Source organism: Arthrobacter sp. AL12 (assembly GCF_029960645.1).
In the GTDB taxonomy this organism is placed as follows: Bacteria; Actinomycetota; Actinomycetes; order Actinomycetales; family Micrococcaceae; genus Arthrobacter.
The window spans coordinates 1-17632 of record NZ_JASBQY010000030.1 but is presented as its reverse complement, the minus strand read 5'-3'; the positions used below and the strand labels follow the sequence as shown (position 1 = coordinate 17632).

Annotated in this window: 12 protein-coding genes; 4 read left to right on the top strand and 8 right to left on the bottom strand. The window is 69.0% G+C overall.

The features are described from left to right. The first annotated feature begins 258 nt into the window (after positions 1–258). Together QK291_RS18775 and QK291_RS18770 are read left to right on the top strand one after the other, a co-directional pair. The gene (locus QK291_RS18775) at positions 259–2640 is read left to right on the top strand and encodes a hypothetical protein (protein WP_282384354.1); all 2382 of its coding nucleotides are present in this window, start codon (positions 259–261) and stop codon (positions 2638–2640) included. Positions 2641–2752: 112 nt separating this feature from the next. Next, positions 2753–3601 carry an SDR family NAD(P)-dependent oxidoreductase gene (locus tag QK291_RS18770; protein WP_282384353.1) on the top strand — a complete coding sequence of 283 codons (849 nt, stop codon included), beginning with the start codon at positions 2753–2755 and terminating at the stop codon, positions 3599–3601. Positions 3602–3682: 81 nt separating this feature from the next. On the opposite strand, the gene QK291_RS18765 is transcribed toward QK291_RS18770, so the two are convergent. The 5 genes from QK291_RS18765 to QK291_RS18745 form a co-directional block, all read right to left on the bottom strand. After that, complete coding sequence (locus QK291_RS18765; RefSeq protein ID WP_282384352.1) at positions 3683–5500, bottom strand: EAL domain-containing protein; 1818 nt, start codon at positions 5498–5500, stop codon at positions 3683–3685. Between the two features lie 246 nt (positions 5501–5746). Continuing rightward, positions 5747–7936 carry an EAL domain-containing protein gene (locus QK291_RS18760; protein WP_282384351.1) on the bottom strand — a complete coding sequence of 730 codons (2190 nt, stop codon included), beginning with the start codon at positions 7934–7936 and terminating at the stop codon, positions 5747–5749. Positions 7937–7985: 49 nt separating this feature from the next. Further along, on the bottom strand, positions 7986–10175 hold the full coding sequence (locus QK291_RS18755; protein WP_282384356.1) for an EAL domain-containing protein: 2190 nt from the start codon (positions 10173–10175) through the stop codon (positions 7986–7988). Between the two features lie 216 nt (positions 10176–10391). Next, on the bottom strand, positions 10392–11780 hold the full coding sequence (locus QK291_RS18750) for a UDP-glucose/GDP-mannose dehydrogenase family protein (protein WP_282384349.1): 1389 nt from the start codon (positions 11778–11780) through the stop codon (positions 10392–10394). Continuing rightward, positions 11777–12925, bottom strand: a complete 1149-nt coding sequence (locus QK291_RS18745; RefSeq protein ID WP_282384348.1) for a glycosyltransferase family 1 protein — start codon at positions 12923–12925, stop codon at positions 11777–11779. Before QK291_RS18745 ends, QK291_RS18750 begins: the two co-directional genes overlap by 4 nt. Positions 12926–13101: 176 nt before the next feature. Here QK291_RS18745 and QK291_RS18740 point away from each other — a divergent pair, with 176 nt between their 5' ends. Next, positions 13102–13281 (top strand): hypothetical protein, encoded by a 180-nt coding sequence (locus tag QK291_RS18740; protein WP_282384347.1) that lies wholly within the window; start codon positions 13102–13104, stop codon positions 13279–13281. On the opposite strand, the gene QK291_RS18735 is transcribed toward QK291_RS18740, so the two are convergent. Further along, positions 13278–13526, bottom strand: coding sequence for a hypothetical protein (locus QK291_RS18735; protein ID WP_282384355.1), 249 nt, complete (start codon positions 13524–13526; stop codon positions 13278–13280). The two genes, QK291_RS18740 and QK291_RS18735, sit on opposite strands and share 4 nt — an antisense overlap. Next, the gene (locus QK291_RS18730) at positions 13526–14962 is read right to left on the bottom strand and encodes a flotillin family protein (protein ID WP_282384346.1); all 1437 of its coding nucleotides are present in this window, start codon (positions 14960–14962) and stop codon (positions 13526–13528) included. Before QK291_RS18730 ends, QK291_RS18735 begins: the two co-directional genes overlap by 1 nt. A gap of 249 nt (positions 14963–15211) precedes the next feature. On the opposite strand from QK291_RS18730, the gene QK291_RS18725 reads away from it, so the two are divergent. Next, a complete protein-coding gene (locus tag QK291_RS18725) occupies positions 15212–16591 on the top strand; it encodes a phenylacetate--CoA ligase family protein (protein ID WP_282384345.1) in 1380 nt (459 codons plus the stop codon). Positions 16592–16657: 66 nt separating this feature from the next. On the opposite strand, the gene QK291_RS18720 is transcribed toward QK291_RS18725, so the two are convergent. Next, positions 16658–17533 (bottom strand): HNH endonuclease, encoded by an 876-nt coding sequence (locus QK291_RS18720; protein ID WP_282384344.1) that lies wholly within the window; start codon positions 17531–17533, stop codon positions 16658–16660. Positions 17534–17632 lie beyond the last annotated feature (99 nt).

Genomic DNA, 17632 nt, shown 5'->3' with positions numbered 1-17632 from the left:
GAGGGTGTGGGAGAGTAGGTCACCGCCGGAACATCATTAAACGGTCGAGAGCCCCCACCACACGGTCGGGGCTCTCCCGCATTTAACCCCCAAAACGGAAAACGGCAGCTCAAATGCTATAGTCCGTCTCAGGCTCATCATGGAGCCCATCCAAACTGGCCTGTGGGGGGACCTGTGCTAACACCGCGGATGAATGCCTGGATTCAGAAGCTGACGGTTTTTCTGGTTTGTACGTTTGCCTTCGTCTTAGTCACTCCGGTGGAGTTGGCACACGCCAGGGTGCCCTCTGCAGCTTTAGGCTCCGCGATAGCGCTGGCAGGCGGAACCACCACCCCCGGCGATCCTGGCTCGTACCGTTCTGTCGCTCCCCGGCGCAGCCTTGATACACGGGCCGGAGCCGGGACGCCGGTCGGTGCCGATGCCTCGGTCTCCTTCTCGGTCGGCGAATTCAAAGGCACGTCCACCGGTATAGCGGCGGTGGTGTTCAACCTCACCGTGACCGAAGCGGAGTCCTTCGGGTTCGTGACCGCGTACGCCAGCGGAGCGGGCACGCCGTCGGCCTCGAACTTGAACTATGCCCGCGGCCGGACGGTGGCGAATCTCGTGACAGCGCCGGTAGGGCCCGACGGTCAGGTCGCCCTGTTCAACCGTTCGTCGGGCCGGGCGCACCTCATCGCCGACGTCGCCGGGTTCTACCTGGAAGGCGAGGCCGCCCTGCCCGGGGCTTTCCGGTCGGTGGCGCCGACCCGCTTCCTTGACACACGCTCGAAGACTGCCGTGGGTGCGGACTCGGTGCTGTCCTTCCAGGCGGCCGGTGTGCACGGCGTACCGTCGAGCGCTGCGGCCGTGGTCTTCAACCTAACCGCCACCGAGGGGCAGTCCGCCGGGTACGTGACCGCGTATCCGGGCGGAACGACGCGGCCGGCATCGTCGAACCTGAACTATTCGAAGGACCAGACCGTCCCGAACCTTGTCACCGTGCCGGTCGGCGCCGGAGGACAAGTGAGCCTGTTCAACCGCTCCTCCGGCACCGTGCAGCTCGTGGCCGATGTCGCGGGCTACTTCCTGCCCGGACAGCCCGCGGCTCCCGGTCTATTTCAAGCGCTGGCACCGTCACGGGTGCTGGACACCCGGGAGAGTTCCTCCGCAGGCGCCGATGCCGCGGTGTCCTTCCAGGTTGCCGGCGTCAACGGCGTGCCGGTGGGGGCTGCCTCGGTGGTGTTCAACCTGACCGTGACAGAGACGGAATCCTTCGGATTTGTCTCGGCCTATGCCAGCGGCACGGACCGGAGCGCTGCGTCGAACGTGAACTATGCCAAAGGGCAGACGGTCCCGAACCTGGTCACCGTGCCCGTCGGTGCGGACGGGAAGGTGACACTGTTCAACCGTTCCGCGGGGAAGGCGCATCTGATCGCCGACGTTGCCGGCTACCACTTGCCGGGCACCGCGACCGACGGGGCGGCCTTCACGTGGGGATCCGACTACCTTGGCGAGGCGGGCACCGGCTACGGCGCGGGCAGCCAGACACCGGAGCAGGTGCTGGGCATCGACGCCACGACCGTCCAGGCCGCCTACTATTCCCGGTACGCGCTGCTGCGGAACGGGACCGTGAAGGCCTGGGGTGGGAACGCCGCCGGCCAGCTGGGCAACGGCACGACCTCTGACGCCGTCAACCCCGTCACCGTTCGGGGGCTGGCCAACGTGGCCGGGATCGATGCCGGGTACCAGACGGCCTATGCCGTGCTGAAGGACGGTACGGTTTGGGCCTGGGGGGCCAATTCCCACGGCCAACTGGGCAACGGCAGCGCGGCGGACTCCCCGCTCCCTGTCCAGGTCAAGGGCCTGTCCGGGGTGAAGTCTGTGGTTGCCGGCGACACGAGCGCGTACGCGCTGCTGACGGATGGCACGGTCTACGCATGGGGCGACAACACCAGCGGCCAACTGGGCGACGGCACAGCGGTTGGTTCCGCTGTGCCCGTCAAGGTGAAGGGCCTGGCCGGTATCGCCGCCGTCACCCCGGCCGGATCAACCATCTACGCCCGCAGCACCGACGGGAAGGTCTGGTCCTGGGGATCCAACAGCGGAATGGCCTTGGGCACAGGCGACACCGGCAACAGCTCCGTGGCAACGGAGCCCACTCAGATTCCGGGTTTGGCGGGAGCGACGTCGGTCGCCGCCGGGGTGCTCAGTGGCTACGCGCTGCTCGGCAACGGAACCGTGATGGCCTGGGGGTACAACAACTTCGGGCAACTCGGCACCGGCAACACGGCGAGCTCCGCAGTCCCGGTCCGTGTGGAGGGGGTCTCCGGCGCCGTCTCCATCACCGCGGCTTACGGGGTGGCCTACGCCGTCCTCGGGGACGGCCGCGCGCTGGGCTGGGGGTACAACCGCAGAGGCGAACTGGGGAACGGGACGACCACCGATACGGTCGTGGCATTGCCGGTCCAGGGCCTTCAGGGTGCCCAGCAGCTGTCGGTGAACAGCGGCAACGGCTATGCCCTCGCCTCCGACGGCTCGGTTTACGCCTGGGGGAGGAACCAGGACGGACAACTAGGAGACGGGACCACCACCGACTCGACCGCAGCCCTCAAGGTCGCGGGCCTGACCGGGGTCCGCTCAATCGTCGCGGGCGGTTCGTGAGGGACCGGTGCCCTAAGGGCCGCCCACGCGGCGGTGGCGGCTCGGCCGGGAACATAACTGGGCCTGGCCTCGTTCTATGAGCGCCACCCGCTTCCGCTCAAAGGATTTCTTCATGACCGCACGGACCATTGTCATCACCGGAGCCAGCGACGGCATCGGCGCGTCCGCCGCGCGGACGCTAAGCAAACAGGGGGAGCGGGTGGTCGTCGTCGGGCGCTCCGCGGAGAAGACCGAGCGGGTCGCCCACGAGATCGGCGCGGATTACTTCGTCAGCGACTTCGCGGAGTTGGCACAGGTGCGCCAACTCGCCGCGCAGCTGCGGGAGAAGTACCCGCGGATCGACGTCCTGGCCAACAACGCCGGCGGGATCATGGGCCAGCGCGGGCTCACCGTGGACGGCCACGAGAAGACCTTCCAGATCAATCACCTGGCGCCGTTCCTGCTCACCACGGAGCTGATGGACGTGCTCACCGCCAGCCGTGCCACCGTCATCAACACCTCCAGCGCGGCGAACTCGCTCTACGGCAGGCTGGACCTGAACGACCTCGAGACGGCCGGCAAGTACTCGGCGAACCTGGCCTACGGCAACGCGAAGCTGGAGAACATCCTCTTCACCGCGGAGCTGAACAACCGCTACCAGGCGGAAGGGATTTCGACGGCGGCCTTCCACCCCGGCGTCGTGGCCACGAATTTCGCCGCGGACACCACCAGCCCGTTCCGGTTCCTCTACCGGAGCTTCCTCAACAGGTTCATGCTCAGCCCCGAGCAGGGCGCGGACACGCTCGTGTGGCTTGCCACGGCCACGCCGGGTCAGGACTGGATCTCCGGCGCCTACTACGCCAAGCGGGCGCTGGCGAAGGCCAACAATCAGGCGTACGACCCGGAACTGGCCCGGGAGCTGTGGAAGCGCAGCGCGGCGATGGTGGGCGCGGCTCTCGACGAACTCGACCGCCGGCAGTAAGCGCGGCAGACAGCCGCGGCAGGCAACAGCAGAGTGACCTGCAGTATCCGGCGGTGGCCCGGCCGGCACCGGCGTGCGCTGCTACCGCGCGGCGTCGACCTTATCGATCGCCGACAGGGCGCTTTCCACGGCCCCGGCCAGCCCGCTGGCCGGGGCCGGCCTGGCGAAAAGATAGCCCTGCAGGAAGTCGCAACCGCGGTCCAACAGGTACTTCGCCTGCGCCGGCGTCTCGACGCCCTCGGCCGTGACCTGCAGGCCCAGGGCGTGCGCGGCGTCGATCATGGTGCCCAGAAGCGGCAGCTGTTCCTGGCCGGTCTTGATCATCGCCACCAGGAAGCGGTCGATCTTGACCTCGTCCAGCGGCAGCTCCGTGAGCCCGTCCGGGGACACACGGCCCGTGCCGAAGTCATCCATCGAGATCCGGACCCCGGCTGCCCGCAACGCGCGCAACTGGCCCAGCACCGCCGAGTCCGGCTCGAAGAACGCACTCTCGGTCAGTTCGAGCATGAGCTGGCACGGGTCGACCCCGGCGGACGCCAGGATCGCGAGCACCTCGGTGGCGAAATCCCGGCTCTGGAACTGCAGGCCGGAGACGTTCACCGAAACGCCGCGCGCGGGGTCCCCGGCCAGCCAGGGCCGGATCTCGGCGCAGGCCCGGCGCATGACCTCGTCGCCGATCTCGCGGATCAGACCGCTCTGCTCGGCCACGGGCAGGAACTGGTTGGGCGGGACCGGCCGGCCGTGCCGTTCCCAGCGCGCGAACGCCTCAAGCTGCACCACCGCACCGCCCCCCGGGCGCACCACGGGCTGGTAGTGGACCGAGACCTCGCCCAGCTCCACCGCCTGCCGGAGCCCGTCCTGACCGTCCGCCCCGGCGGGTACGTCCGCCCCCTTGGCCACGGTGTTCAGCATCCCCGGCCGGAACCGCAGCCAGACGCTCCTTCCCCCGTTCTTCGTTGCCGACTTCGCCGCCGTCAGGGCCGTGTCGGCCCGCCGGAGCAGCTCCGCGCCGTCGAGCGTCGGGGACGTCCGGGAGGCCAGGCCGATGCTCACGTCCGGCCGGAGCAGCGGACCGCCGACACGCAGCGGCTCGTGCAGCGATTCGGCGATCCGCGCGGCCACCGAGTCCGCGTTCTGGCATTCGGTCAGCAGTACCACGAACTCGTCGCCGCCGAGCCGGGCCACGGTGTCGTGCGGGCGGACGCAGTTGCGCAACAGGCTCGCGACCTCCACCAGCAGTTCGTCCGCGGCGGAGCGACCCCGTTGCCCGGTGAGGTTCGTGAAGTTATCCAGGCTCAGCAGCAGCACGTCCACCGTGTCCGGGCCGCGCAGCGCAGCGGCGAGGCGCTCATTGAACAGGGTGCCGTTGGGCAGCGACGTCAGCGGATCACGCAGTACCCCGGCCCGCACCTGGTCATCGTGCCCGGCAAATGCAGCCGGAGCGGCCGTCGACGCAGCCAGCGTCCGACGGCGGTGCGCGGCCCCGCCCGCTGCGGCGCCGTCGTCGTCCGCGTTGGTCGGGCGCAGCTCCGTCCGGTGCCCGGCGCGGACCGAGAGCGCGACGGAGGGGGCGGCCGTGCCGTCCGAGGCGCTGGCGGGCAGCAGCGAGCACGTGATTTCGACGGGGATTCCGGTGCCGTCGGCCCGGCGGCCGGTGCCGGCAAAGGGCTGGCCAGCGCCGGGTTTCGAGCCAGCCAGCCCGGCGAGGAGTGCGCGGAAGTCCGTGCGGTCGGCAGCGGCCAGGAGCCCGCTGGAATCTGTGCCCAGCAGCTGTGACCTGGAGCAGCCGAAGAGCTCCTCGGCGGCGGTGTTCAGGTAGGAAATGGACCAGTCCGGGGCGAGCAGCAGCAGCGGAACGGGGCCGTGCTCCAGCAGCAGGTGTGCGAGTGCGTCTTCCATGTGTTGTGCCTGCCCCCAAGCCTGTCGATACGGATGGCAGCCGCCGTTGCGGAAGACAAGGCGGGCTGCGTTCCCTGAAGCATATGCGCAGTTGCCGGTTGCGGCGCGATGCGCCTCATGCAGCGCCCAAGAGAATGCCGTGCCGCAGGCCGCCGGCCGGCACCCCCCGGACCCCACCCCCCGGCCCGGGGCCCCGGACCCCACCCCCCGGCCCGGGGCCCCGGACCCCACCCCCCGGCCCGGCGCCTACTCCGGGCGGGAGTCGCCGGCCAGCCGCGCAACAGCCGCGGCGGTGCTGCGGATGCCCAGTTCCCGGCGGTGCTCCGGTTCCGGGCGGGAGAAGAGGAAACCCTGCAGGGCATCGCAGCCCTGGGCCATGAGGTACCGGGCCTGTTCGGGGGTTTCGATGCCCTCGGCCGTGACCTTCAAACCGAGGCTGCGGGCCATATGGATCATCGATGTCAGGATCGGCAGCTTCTCCGCCCCGGTGCGCAGCATGGAGACGAAGGACTTGTCGATCTTGACGATGTCCACGGGGAGCGCCTGCAGACGGCCCAGCGAGGAGTAGCCGGTGCCGAAGTCGTCCAGCGCCACCCGGATGCCGGCCCCGCGCAGGCTCTCGAGCTGGGCGATGACATGGGACCGGGGATCGAAGAACACACTCTCCGTCACCTCCAGCACCAGCTGGTGCGGGTCCACCTGGCTCCACTCCGCAATTTCCAGGACGCGTTCGGCGAAGTCCCGGTGCAGCAGCTGCACGCCGGAGACGTTCACCGCCAGGGACCGGGACGGGTCCTCTGCAAGCCAGGGCTGCAGCTCGGCGCAGCTGCGGCGGAGCACCTCCGCCCCGATCTCCCGGATCAGGCCGCTGCGTTCCGCGGTCCTGATGAACTCGTCCGGGGGCATCAGCTTCCCCTCGAACTGCCAGCGGGCCAGCGCCTCGAACTGCACCACCTCCAGCAGCTCGGTGGACACCACGGGCTGGTAGTGGACAATGATCTGCCCCAGCTCCACGGCCCGCCGGAGCCCGGTGGTCAGCTGGGTCCGCGCCAGCAGCTCGGTCAGCATTGCCGGCTGGAAATGCAGGTAGCAGTTCTTGCCGGCCTCCTTGGCGGCATACATGGCCAGGTCCGCCTGCCGCAGCAGCTCCGAGGACGTCATGGCTCCGGTGCCGCGCGAGGCCACCCCCAGGCTGAGGGCCGGGCGCATGAGGGACCCCTCGATGGAGAACGGGGCGTTCAGGGTGGCCACGATCCGCTGGGCCACGGCGTCGGAATCGTTGCAGCCGACCAGCAGGACCACGAACTCGTCCCCGCCGAGGCGTGCCACGGTGCCGTGCGGCCCCACGCATTGCTGTAGCCGGCCCGCGATCTTCACCAGCATCCGGTCCCCGGCGTGGTGGCCCAGGATGTCGTTCACTTCCTTGAAGTCATCCAGGTCCAGCAGCAGCACATGCACCGGATCGCGGGTCAGCAGCGCTGCCGCGACGCGTTCGGTGAAGAGTGTCCGGTTGGCCAGGCCCGTCAGCGGGTCCTGGAACGCGAGTTCCTTGAGTTTGTCGGCCTGCTCGGCGAGTTCCGCCAGGGCGCGGCGTGCCTGGTCCTGGGCGCGCTGCGTGGAGGTGACGTCGCGGAAGTTCCAGATCCGGCCCACGATGTTCTCCCCGACCGTCTGCGGCCGGGAGTAGAGCTCAACGGTGCGGCCATCCGTGAGCTCCAGCAGGTCGTGGCTCTGCTTGACCCTGTCGGCGTAGAGTTCCGCAACTTTCTGCAGGAAGTAGTCCGGATCGCGCAGTTGCTGGGAGATAAAGGTGACCAGCGCCGTCGGGTCCTCCGCCGCAAGCAGCTCCGGCGGCATGCCCCACAACTTCAGGTACTGGTCGTTGATGCCGGTGATGAGTCCCTCGTTGGAGATGACCACAATCCCGTCGGAGGTGGATTCCAGCGTGGCATCAAGCAGCGAGACCGCCAGCCGGCGGCCGGAATCGGTGTCTTCCCGGTGGCTGCCGTCCCGGACGGCAACCGCCATGGCCGGGCCGTCGTCGAGCGTCACCAGCGAGCAGGTGATCTCCAGGGACAGTTCGCTGCCGTCCCGACGGCGGCCTGCCGCCGCGAACGGCCGGCTGCCGGACAGGCCGCCGCGGCCCAGCCGGCCGAAGACGCGCAGGAAGCCGCCGCGCTCGTCCTCGGATAGCAGGACGGTGTGCTGCGCGCCGAGCAACAGGTCGCGCGGGTAGCCGAAGAGACGCTCGGCGGCCGCGTTCACGAACGCGATACTCCCGTCCGCGGTCAGCAGCAGCACGGCATCGGGACCCTGCTCAAGCAGGGTTTCTTCAATCCCAGTTCCCACGGCGTACCGGCCCCCCGAAGCGACGGTTGATGTGTTGTTCTTCGCTGATCCGGCGGCGGCGCCGCGGACAATGCGTTCCTGAATCATAGGGGCCGCTGGTCCCTTGTCCAGTACCCGGGTGTTGGAAGGTGCCGGGTCACCGCAGGCCGGCGATCCGCTCCCGCTGCAGGGCGGTGAACGCCTCGTTGGACCGGGCAATGGCGGGCTGCAGGTCCGGACCGCCGGTGGGGCGGGAGAACAGGAAGCCCTGCAGCGAATCGCAGTCCAGCTTCATCAGGTATTCGGCCTGCGCCTCGGTCTCGACGCCTTCCGCCGTCACGGTCAGGCCCAGGCCGTGCGCCATCGCGACCATGCAGCTGAGGATCGGCAGTTTCTCGTCCCCGGTACGGATCATGGACGTGAAGGACTGGTCGATTTTCAGGGTGTCCACGGGGAGCCCCTGAAGCCGCCCCAGCGACGAGAACCCGGTGCCGAAGTCGTCCAGCGCCACCCGCACGCCGGCGTTCCGGAGCGCGGTGAGCTGCTGGATCACGTGGCAGTCGTCGTGGAAGAAGACACTTTCGGTGACCTCCACCACCAGCTGCCGCGGCTTCACGCCGGTGTTCCTGGCGACGGCCAGCAACAGCTCGGCGAAGTCCCCGTGCTGCAGCTGCACCCCGGAGACGTTGACGGCGAGGGCGCGCGCGGAGTCCTCCGCGAGCCAGGGTGCAAGCTCGGTGCAACCCTTCAGCAGCACCTCTGTGCCGATCTCGACAATCAGGCCGCTGCGTTCCGCGGCCGGGATGAACTGCGCCGGGGGGACGATGCCGCCGTCGCGCTCCCAACGGGCCAGCGCCTCAACCTTGACCACGACGCCGCTCCGGGTCGAAACGATGGGCTGGTAGTGCACAGCGATCTCGCCGGCGTCCACTGCCAGCCGCAGCCCGGCCTCCAGCTCGGTGCGTTCCACGAGGGATTTCATCATCTCGGGGCGGAACCGCAGATACCGGTTCTTCCCAGCGGCCTTCGCCGCGTACATCGCGATGTCGGCCCGGCGTAGCAGCTCGGAGGCGCCCACGGCGTCTTCCTTGATCGACGCCAGGCCCAGGCTTAGGCTCGGGCGCAGCATGGTCCCGTCGATCCAGAGCGGCACCCGCAGGGACGCGACGATCCGCCCGGCCACCGCGTCAGGGGCCAGCGAACCGGCCAGCAACACCACGAATTCGTCACCACCCAGGCGTGCTACAACGTCGTCCGGGCGGACACACTCCCGCAGGCGCCGGCCGACCTCGATCAGCAGCTGGTCCCCGGCGTGGTGGCCCAGGATGTCGTTGACTTCCTTGAAATCGTCCAAGTCCAGGAGCAGGACATCGACGGCGGTGCCGCCCGGCCCGCGCAGTGCTGCCTCGAGGCGGTCGTTGAACAGCTGCCGGTTGGACAGGCCGGTCAGCGGGTCCTGGAACGCGAGGGCCTTGAGCTGGGCGGCCTGCTCCGCGAGATCGGACATGGCCTGGGCGATCCGGTCCTGTGCCACCTTCGCCGGGGTCACGTCGCGGAAACTCCACACCCGGCCGACCACCCGGTCCGCGACCTTCTGCGGGCGGGAATAGCGTTCGAAGGTGCGGCCGTCCAGGAAGTCCAGGACGTCGTGGCTTTCGGCCTCCGGATCGGCGTAGAGCGCAGCGATCTTCTCAACGAACTGCGCGGGCTCCGCCAGCTGGTCCATGACGAAGCCCATCACGGCGTCGTCGTCCTGGGTGGCCAGCAGTTCGCGCGGGACACCCCACATGGAGACGAACTGGTTGTTGACACTGGCGATCCGGCCGTCGCCGCCGACAACGAGAATGCCGTCGGCCGTGGATTCCAGCGTGGCGCTGAGCAGGGACAGCGCTTCGCGGAGCCCCGCGTCCGCGGCGAGCCGGTGCGAGGTGTCGCGGACCGCGACGGTCATGCTCATCGGGCCACCATCGGTGTCCCGGACCAGCAGCGAGCAGGCCACCTCGCCCTGGAACTCGCTGCCGTCGCGACGCACACCGTACGCCTCGACCGGCGAAAAACTGGGAGTGGCGGGCGTGGTGTCGGCTGTGGAACCGGCACCGGCGGCGGAGCCGGACTCGGCGTCCCTGCGGAGGGCGAAGAAGAGCCGGTGGAAGCCGCTGCGGAACCCTTCGGCGAGGAGCATGCGGTGGTCCTGGCCCACGAGCTCCTCGCGGCTGTAGCCAAACATGCGCTCCGCGGCGGCGTTCACCAGGCGGACGGTGCCGTCCTCCGCGATCACCAGGAGGGCATCGGGGCTCGACTCCAGCACCGACTCGACGCCGGGCGGCGGGTGCGCGGACGCCGTCACGCTGCCGCCGCTGTACAAATGTGAGACCACCGATAGTTCATTTAGAGAACCTCCCCTCAGGAAATCATAGGGGCCTCACGGCCGGGCGGTGACCACGTGAGCCCGGCGTTTCAGCGGCCAGGTTTCAGCACGGGTATCAGCGTCCGGCGTGTCGGTGGGTCCTGTCAGGGGCTCCTGTCTGCGGGTCCCGTCGGTGGGTCCCGTCGGTGGGTCCTGTCAGGGGGTCCCGTCAGCTAAGGGTTGGGCTGCCGGGACCAGCTGATGGCCCGCCGAGTCGCTTGGGTTAAAGGCGCGGCCGCGTCCCAGGCCGCGGACCGTCCAGCCTGCCGCCTCCCACGCTCCGGCGTCGACGGCGTTCCGGGCGTCCAGGAGGGTGCGGCGCCGGACCAGCGCCCCGGCGACGGCGGGCCGGAGCGAGGCGTACTCCTCCCACTCGGTCAGCAGCAGCACAAGTTCCGCCCCTTCCAGGGCCGCGGACGTGGACGGCTCGAAACGCAGCTGCGGGTACCGGAGCCACGCGTTGTTGATCGCGGCAGGGTCCGTCACCGTGACGTGGGCGCCGGCCGACGCCAGCTGGAGGGCAACGGCCAGGGCAGGGGAGTCCCGGATATCGTCCGTGTCCGGCTTGAAGGCCGCGCCGAGCACCGTGACGCGGCGGCCACCGAGTTGGCCGCCGCACAGTTCCCGGGCCAGCCCCACGGTGCGGGAGCGCTGGTCCTGGTTGATGGAATCCACCACCGCCATCCACTGGTCCACCGAGTCCACGCCCAGGCGGGCCGCCTGGACCCGGAGGGAGCGGATGTCCTTGGGCAGGCAGCCGCCGCCGAATCCCAGACCGGCATGGAGGTACCGCCCGCCGATGCGCGGATCAAAGCCCATGGCCGCGCCCAGCTGTTTCACGTCGGCGCCGGTTGCGTCGCAAAGCTCGGCCATGGCGTTGATGAAGCTGAGCTTCGTGGCAAGGTACGCGTTCGACGCCGACTTGATCAGTTCCGCCGTCGCGAAGTTGCAGACCAGGCGCGGAATCCCGGCGGCGAGCAAGGGTTCGTAGACGGCGTCGAGGGCTGCGGTGACCGCTGCGCCGGTGTGGCCGTCCCCGGGGACGCCGTACACCAGGCGGTCCGGGACCAGCGTGTCTTTGACCGCGGTGCCCTGGCGCAGGAATTCGGGGTTCCAGCCCAGCAGCACGTCCGGCCGCGCCGACAGCAGACCGCCGAGCATGTCCACCGTTCCGACCGGGACGGTGGACTTGCCCACGACGGCGGACCGTGCGGCCAGGTGCGGGAGCAGCGCCACTGTGGCGGCGACGAGATAACTGAGGTCGGCGCCGTCGGAGGTCTTGGACTGCGGTGTGCCCACGCAAAGGAAATGCAGCTGGGCGCGGGCGGCGTCGGCGAAGTCGGTGGAGAAGCTGAGCCGGCCGGTGGCGATGCCGTCGCGGAGGAGTTCGTCCAGCCCCGGTTCGAAGAACGGTGCCGCGCCGCGGCCAAGCTGCTCCACCTTGGCGGCATCGACGTCGATCCCCACCACGCTGTGGCCCATCGAGGCGAGGGTGGCCGCGTGCACGGCCCCCAGGTAACCGCAGCCGATCACGGAAATTCTCACAGGGCGACTCCTTGAGGGGTGGGACTGGGGATGCGGGCGGCGAGGACGGCCTGATAATGCTGGACCAGCTCGGCGCCGAGGGCGGACCACGTCCGGCCCTGGACCGAAGCGTGGGCCGCCGCTGCGAACGCGCGGCGCTTGGCGTCGTCGCCCACCAGGTCCACCACGTGGGAACGCAGCGCGGCCAGGTTCCCCGGCTCATACAGCCACCCGGTGCGCGAGTTCTCGACGAGGTCCAGCGGGCCGCCGCGGCCGGTGGCGACCACCGGCACGCCCGAGGCCATTGCCTCCTGGATGGTCTGACAAAAGGTCTCGAACTCGCCGGGGTGGACGAAGAGATCGAAGGACGCCACCGCGCGGGCCAGCTCCCCGCCGCCGAGGAAACCGGTGAAGACCGCGTCCGGCAGGGCGTCCTGGAGGACCTGCCGCTGGGGTCCGTCGCCCACAATCACCAGCTTGGTGCCGGGGACATCGGCCAGCACGGCGAGGTCCTGCACCTGTTTTTCGACGGCAAGCCGGCCCACGTAGCCGATGATGCGCTCGCCGGCCGGGGCCACGGCGGCCCGCCAGCCGGCGTCGCGCCTGGCCGGGCAGAACCTTTCCGTGTCCACACCGCGCCGCCACATCTCGACCCGCGGAATGCCGCGGCCGCGGAGCTGGTTGAGCGCGAAGCTGGAGGGGGCGAGGGTCCGGGACGCCAGCAGGTGGATGTTCTCCACCCGGTTCCACGCCCAGTTCTCCAGGAAGGGGACGCCGTACCGCCCGGCGTAGCCCGGGACCTCGGTCTGGTAGACGGCGATGGTGGGGATCCCCAGCTGGTGGGCGGCCTGCGCCGCGCGCCAGCCGAGCACGAACGGCGACGCCAGGTGGACCACGTCGGGGGCATACCCGGCAAGGATTCGCTTGACCCGGGAGACACCGCCCATCGCCACCCGAACGTTCGCGTAGCCGGCCAGCGGCACCGAGGGCAGCCGGTGGACATGGGCCCCGTAGACCTCGTCGGGGGACTCCGCGTCCTGCGTGGACGGCGCGATCACGAGCACCTCGTCTCCGCGCTCCTGCAGATGCTCCAGGACCCGCAGGATCGAGTGGGTGACCCCGTTCATCAGCGGCAGGAATGACTCAGCAACAATTGCGATCCTCACTCCTCCACAGTGCGGGGGCAGGCTGTCGGCGCGGGGGTGGGCACGTGGCGGGGGAGGGAAGAGTGGGTTAACGGGGCGTGGTTCGAGGCGCGGTGCAACGGCACGCGAGTCCACCCGGTTGCCCGGCCCGCGGTCGACAAATCCGCCGTAACATTGGAGCCAGGGGTGTTTCAGAAATGTCCGGGTCGATCGTCGTCTTCCTGATCCTGGTGGCCGCCATCGTGCTGCTGGGTGTAATCGGCACTGTAGTGGTGGTCCTGCGCGAAGGCCGCGGACGAAACCCGCGGGAGGTCCGGGAGCGTCCCTGGACAGCGGGCAGCCTGCCGAGCGTGCCGTACTCGAAGTGGCGCCTCTAACCGCGGGGGTCCTTCCTCAGGACGTCCGGCAGCTCATCAACGTAGACGGTCTGCGGCGGCTCGTAGTAGATGACCATGACCTCTTCGCCCACCGCGTAGACACTGGTCTTGTCGAACGGGTGGGCGTGGAAGGCGCTTGTTCCGCCACGGAACGGCATCATGACTTCACCGATGGTGCCCGGCGCGATCCGACCGGTAACCCTTCCGATCCTGCCAGTGAGGCTCCGATTAACGTCCTTGTGCATCATGCATCCGGGGCTTTCGTGCGCCCCTTTGGATCCTCCCGGCCGTTCCTCAAAGCGGACCTGAGAGCGGGGAGATAGTCGCCCACCTGGGCCAGAATCCCGCCGATCATGCGGTTGATGCCGTCGCCGCCGTTGAGGACGGTGAGCTGGCCGACGTGGGCGAAGGGCTCCGCTGCTGCGGCGATGATGGCGGGCATGTTTTCCGCCAGCTGCTGCGAAATAACGGCCTCCTGGTTGGTGCCCAAGGCTTCGGCGCGGGCCTTGATGCCCTCTGCCTCCGCCAACGCCTTGGCCTTGATCGCCGAGGCCGCAGCATCGCCGCGGGCCTTCGTGGCCGCCGCCTCAGCCTCGCCGGTAACCTTGGTGGCGCCGGCGGCCGCGGCGGCCGCCGCGGCGTTGGCGTTGGCCTGCAGTTCCGTTCGCCGCGCATTGACTTCAGCTTCGAGTTCCGTGCGCCGGGCCAGCGCCTCCGCGGCGCTGATATCGGCGGACTTCTGGCCTTCGGCATCGGTACGCTTCGCATACGCCTTGGCGTCGGCGGGCTTGCGGACGGTGGTCTGCAGTTTCTGTTCCTCCCGGTCCGCCTCAAGCTTGGCCACCTCGGTCTCCTGGACCACCACCTGCTGGCGGGCCGTCGCGTCCGCGAGGGGGCCCGCCTGCGCCGCCCGTGCCTTGGCCCGTTCGGCGTTGGCCTGCGCCTCGGACTGCCGGATGGCCGAGATACTCCGTGCGTCAGCGATCAGTGCCTCCGCTTCTGCTTCCTTTTCCGCGGCCTCACGGTTCCTGGTGGCTTCGGCGATGCGCGCTTCCATCTTGACCTGGGCGATGTGCGGTTTGGCGATGTTCTCGATGTAGCTTGTGGGATCCTGCAGGTCCTTGATCTGGAGCGAATCGACCACCAGCCCGAGTTTTTCCATTTCAACACCGCTGGCGCTGCGGACCTGTGAACCGAGCTTGTCGCGCTCGCGGATGATTTCTTCCATGGTCATACTGCCGATAATCGAGCGGAGGTGCCCTTCGAAAACGTTGTAGACCTGGCTTTCCATTTTTGGCTGCTGGCCCAGGAAACGGCGGGCGGCGTTGGCGATGAACGGCGGGGCGTCCCCGATTTTGTAGATCACCACACCTTCGACGATCACCTGAATGCCCTGCGAGGTCACGCAGGAGACTTTGAGCTCGGTTTCATTGAGGGTAAGCGACAGGGTCCTGACGGTCTGCAGCCCGGGAAAGACCAGGGCGCCCTTTCCGGTGACGATCTTGAAGTCCATTCCCTCCCGGGTCTCCAGGGTTCCCCGCGTCAGCCCCGAAATGATGAGGGCCTCATTGGGTTCGGCCACCTTCCACATCAGTTTTGTGGTGAGCCAAATAACGGCGATGACGACGGCGGCTCCGATGAGCACGGCAAACAGCGGGTAGAGTGCGGAAATGTCCGGCATACCGGGTCCTTTCACGATGTTGGAAAAGGCGGTACGGCACGGCCCCCAGCCGTTCCGCCTGTAGAACCCGGCCGGACCGAATGCGGAAGTGCGGGGCCGCTAATCCAGCTGTTGTAGACAGTCTGATGTGCTCCCCGCCATAAAGTCCAGCGATTAGATAATGCGGGGACGAAAGCCCCTGTTGCCGAGGCCCGCCGCCATGAAACGGTGGGCGGAGGACCGTCGTTGCGTCCCGGGGAGGGTTGTGCGATGTACGTCGGATCCGGACCGATCGGGATTGCCTGGGATACCTGGCGGGCTGAGCGGGGAGGGCCCGAAGGGATCGCCCGCCGGCAGCACGCCCGGCTCGCGGGGCTGGTGGAGTTTGCCCGGTCAGCATCGCCGTATTACCGCCGCCTGTATCGGGACGTGCCGGACGACATCACGGATCCGCGCCAGCTTCCCCGGGTAGGCAAACGGGAGCTGATGGAGAATTTCGACGACTGGGTGACGGACCCGCACATCACTCTGGCCAGGCTGCGGTCGGAGTTGCTGTCCGACCTTTCCCGGCTCGGGAGATCCTATCGCGGCAAGTACCTGGTGGTGACCACGTCCGGGACCACCGGGGAGCCTGCCGTCCTGGTCCACGACCGGTTCTCGTGGGTCGTGGTCAACCTCGTGGTCCGGGTTCGCGAGCGCCGGACACTGGTCCGGGCTGTTGAACTGCGGGCGTTTCTGCACCACGGCGTGCGGGCCGCGGCCCTGGTCGCGGGAGGCGGCCACTTCGCTGGCGTGGTCTGGACGGAATCCGTGCGGCGGCGCTCATCCGTCATTGCCCGGCAGGTCCGGGTTTTCTCCGTGCTCAGACCTCTCGCCGAACTGGTCCAGGAGCTCAACGACTTTCAGCCCACCGTGCTTTACGGCTACCCCAGTGCGATGTTGCAGCTGGCCGCGGAGCAGCGGTCAGGGCGGTTACGGATCCGTCCCGTCCTGGCCATCAGTTCCGGCGAGAACCTGTCCGCCACCGGACGTGCAGCCATCGAAGCGGCGTTTGGCTGCAGGGTCACGGAACGCTATCTTTCCTCGGAAGTCCCTGCCCTGACCAGCCAGTGCCGGAGGGGTGCTTTCCACGTCAATTCCGACTGGTACATCCTCGAGCCGGTGGACGCGGACTACCAGCCGGTCCCCGACGGCGTCACCTCCCACACGGTACTGGTCACCAACCTGGCCAACCGGGTGCAGCCCATCATCCGCTACGACCTCGGAGACCGGGTCACGCTCGCGACAGGTCCGTGCCCGTGCGGCAGTCCTTTTCCTGCCGTGAAAATCGAGGGTCGTGCCGGGGGCCTGGTGTCCTTCGGGGCGCCTGACGGCCGCGCGGTGACCATCCTGCCGCTGGCACTGGGCACGGTGATCGAGGAGACCGCCGGGGTCCGCCGGTTCCAGGCGATCCGCACCGGCCCGGGGACCCTGCGCCTGCGGCTGGAAGTCAGTCCGGGCGCCGACCGGGCGCAGGTTCAACGAGCAGTCGAGGAGCGGCTGGGCAGCTTCTTCGCCGCCCAAGGGGCTGGGGCAGTTGGCATCGAACATGCGGATGAGCCGCCCCGGACCGACCGCAGCGGCAAGTTCCGGCAGGTCTGGTCCGCTTGAGCGCGCGCTGCAGCCGGGACGACGTGGTGGGGGAGGCCAGGACCGGCGGCGATGCCGCAGCCGGACCTACTGCGGTCCCAGGAGCTCCCGGGCCCGCCGCTGGGCCTCGAGCTGTTCGTCGGTGACCGTGGCACCGCGGAGGAATCCGGCGTCGGCGATGATCCGGCGCAGCTCGGCGACGGTCCGCGGCGTGCCCACCCCGAGGTGCGCCATCGCGTGGCAGTTGGCGCAGAGCGGGACGAGATCGGTGAGCGGGTCCAGCTGGTAGCCGCTGCCCAGTTGGGACACCGGGACGAGGTGGTGGACCGGGATGAAGTCCAGACCGATCTCGCCGTACTTCTGTTCGAACGAGAACCCGCAGGCTGCGCAGCTGCTGCCGTGAAGCGCAATGCAGGCCCGCCGCGCGTCGGGGTCCTGCTCGTAGCGGTTCACCACGACCCGGGTGAGTGCGTCCTGCGGGTAGGTGCCAGGGCCGGGCCGGGTGGGGTCCGGTCCGGGCAGCGGCCCGGAGTCCCGCCACAAGGCCCTGATCGCCGCTTCCTCGGCCGGCTCAACGCTCAGCTCGGCGGCATCATCAGCGCCCCAGGGGACACCGGGCACCGCGTCCAGGAGCACGTCGACGGCGATCTGCTCCCCAGGCGGCAGGAGGGCGTCGAAGGCCACCTGCGCAGAGAGCGGGGCCGCGTCCGGCGCGGCCCCGGCGGCGGGAGACTGCGGCCCGGCTTCGGGCTCCTCCGAGACGACGACGCCGTGGCCGATGAGTCCCCGGCCGTGGTCACCCTGCAGCAGCAGCCAGACGTCCGTGCCCGCGGCGATGGTTCCGGGGCCGCCCGCGCTCCAGCGCTCAAGGTGCAGCCCGGTTGCGGCCACGCGGTCGGCGGCGGCGGCGTAGTCCCAGTCATTCCAGCGGTCCGGGTTCCAGCCCAGGATGATGGCGGTCATCTGGCCATTCTCGCAGGCGCGGACCGCAGTAAAATTGATCCTAGCCCCGATTTTTCATGATGCTCGTTGATGGCCGCTGATTTGTGGCCGCGGCTGATG

Bases quoted from the DNA above. Each gene is read 5' to 3' on its own strand.
- QK291_RS18740 (WP_282384347.1), top strand. From the start codon at position 13,102: ATGTCCGGGTCGATCGTCGTCTTCCTGATCCTGGTGGCCGCCATCGTG.
- QK291_RS18760 (WP_282384351.1), bottom strand. From the start codon at position 7,936: ATGATTCAGGAACGCATTGTCCGCGGCGCCGCCGCCGGATCAGCGAAG.
- QK291_RS18765 (WP_282384352.1), bottom strand. From the start codon at position 5,500: ATGGAAGACGCACTCGCACACCTGCTGCTGGAGCACGGCCCCGTTCCG.
- QK291_RS18735 (WP_282384355.1), bottom strand. From the start codon at position 13,526: ATGCACAAGGACGTTAATCGGAGCCTCACTGGCAGGATCGGAAGGGTT.
- QK291_RS18730 (WP_282384346.1), bottom strand. From the start codon at position 14,962: ATGCCGGACATTTCCGCACTCTACCCGCTGTTTGCCGTGCTCATCGGA.
- QK291_RS18720 (WP_282384344.1), bottom strand. From the start codon at position 17,533: ATGACCGCCATCATCCTGGGCTGGAACCCGGACCGCTGGAATGACTGG.
- QK291_RS18770 (WP_282384353.1), top strand. From the start codon at position 2,753: ATGACCGCACGGACCATTGTCATCACCGGAGCCAGCGACGGCATCGGC.
- QK291_RS18725 (WP_282384345.1), top strand. From the start codon at position 15,212: ATGTACGTCGGATCCGGACCGATCGGGATTGCCTGGGATACCTGGCGG.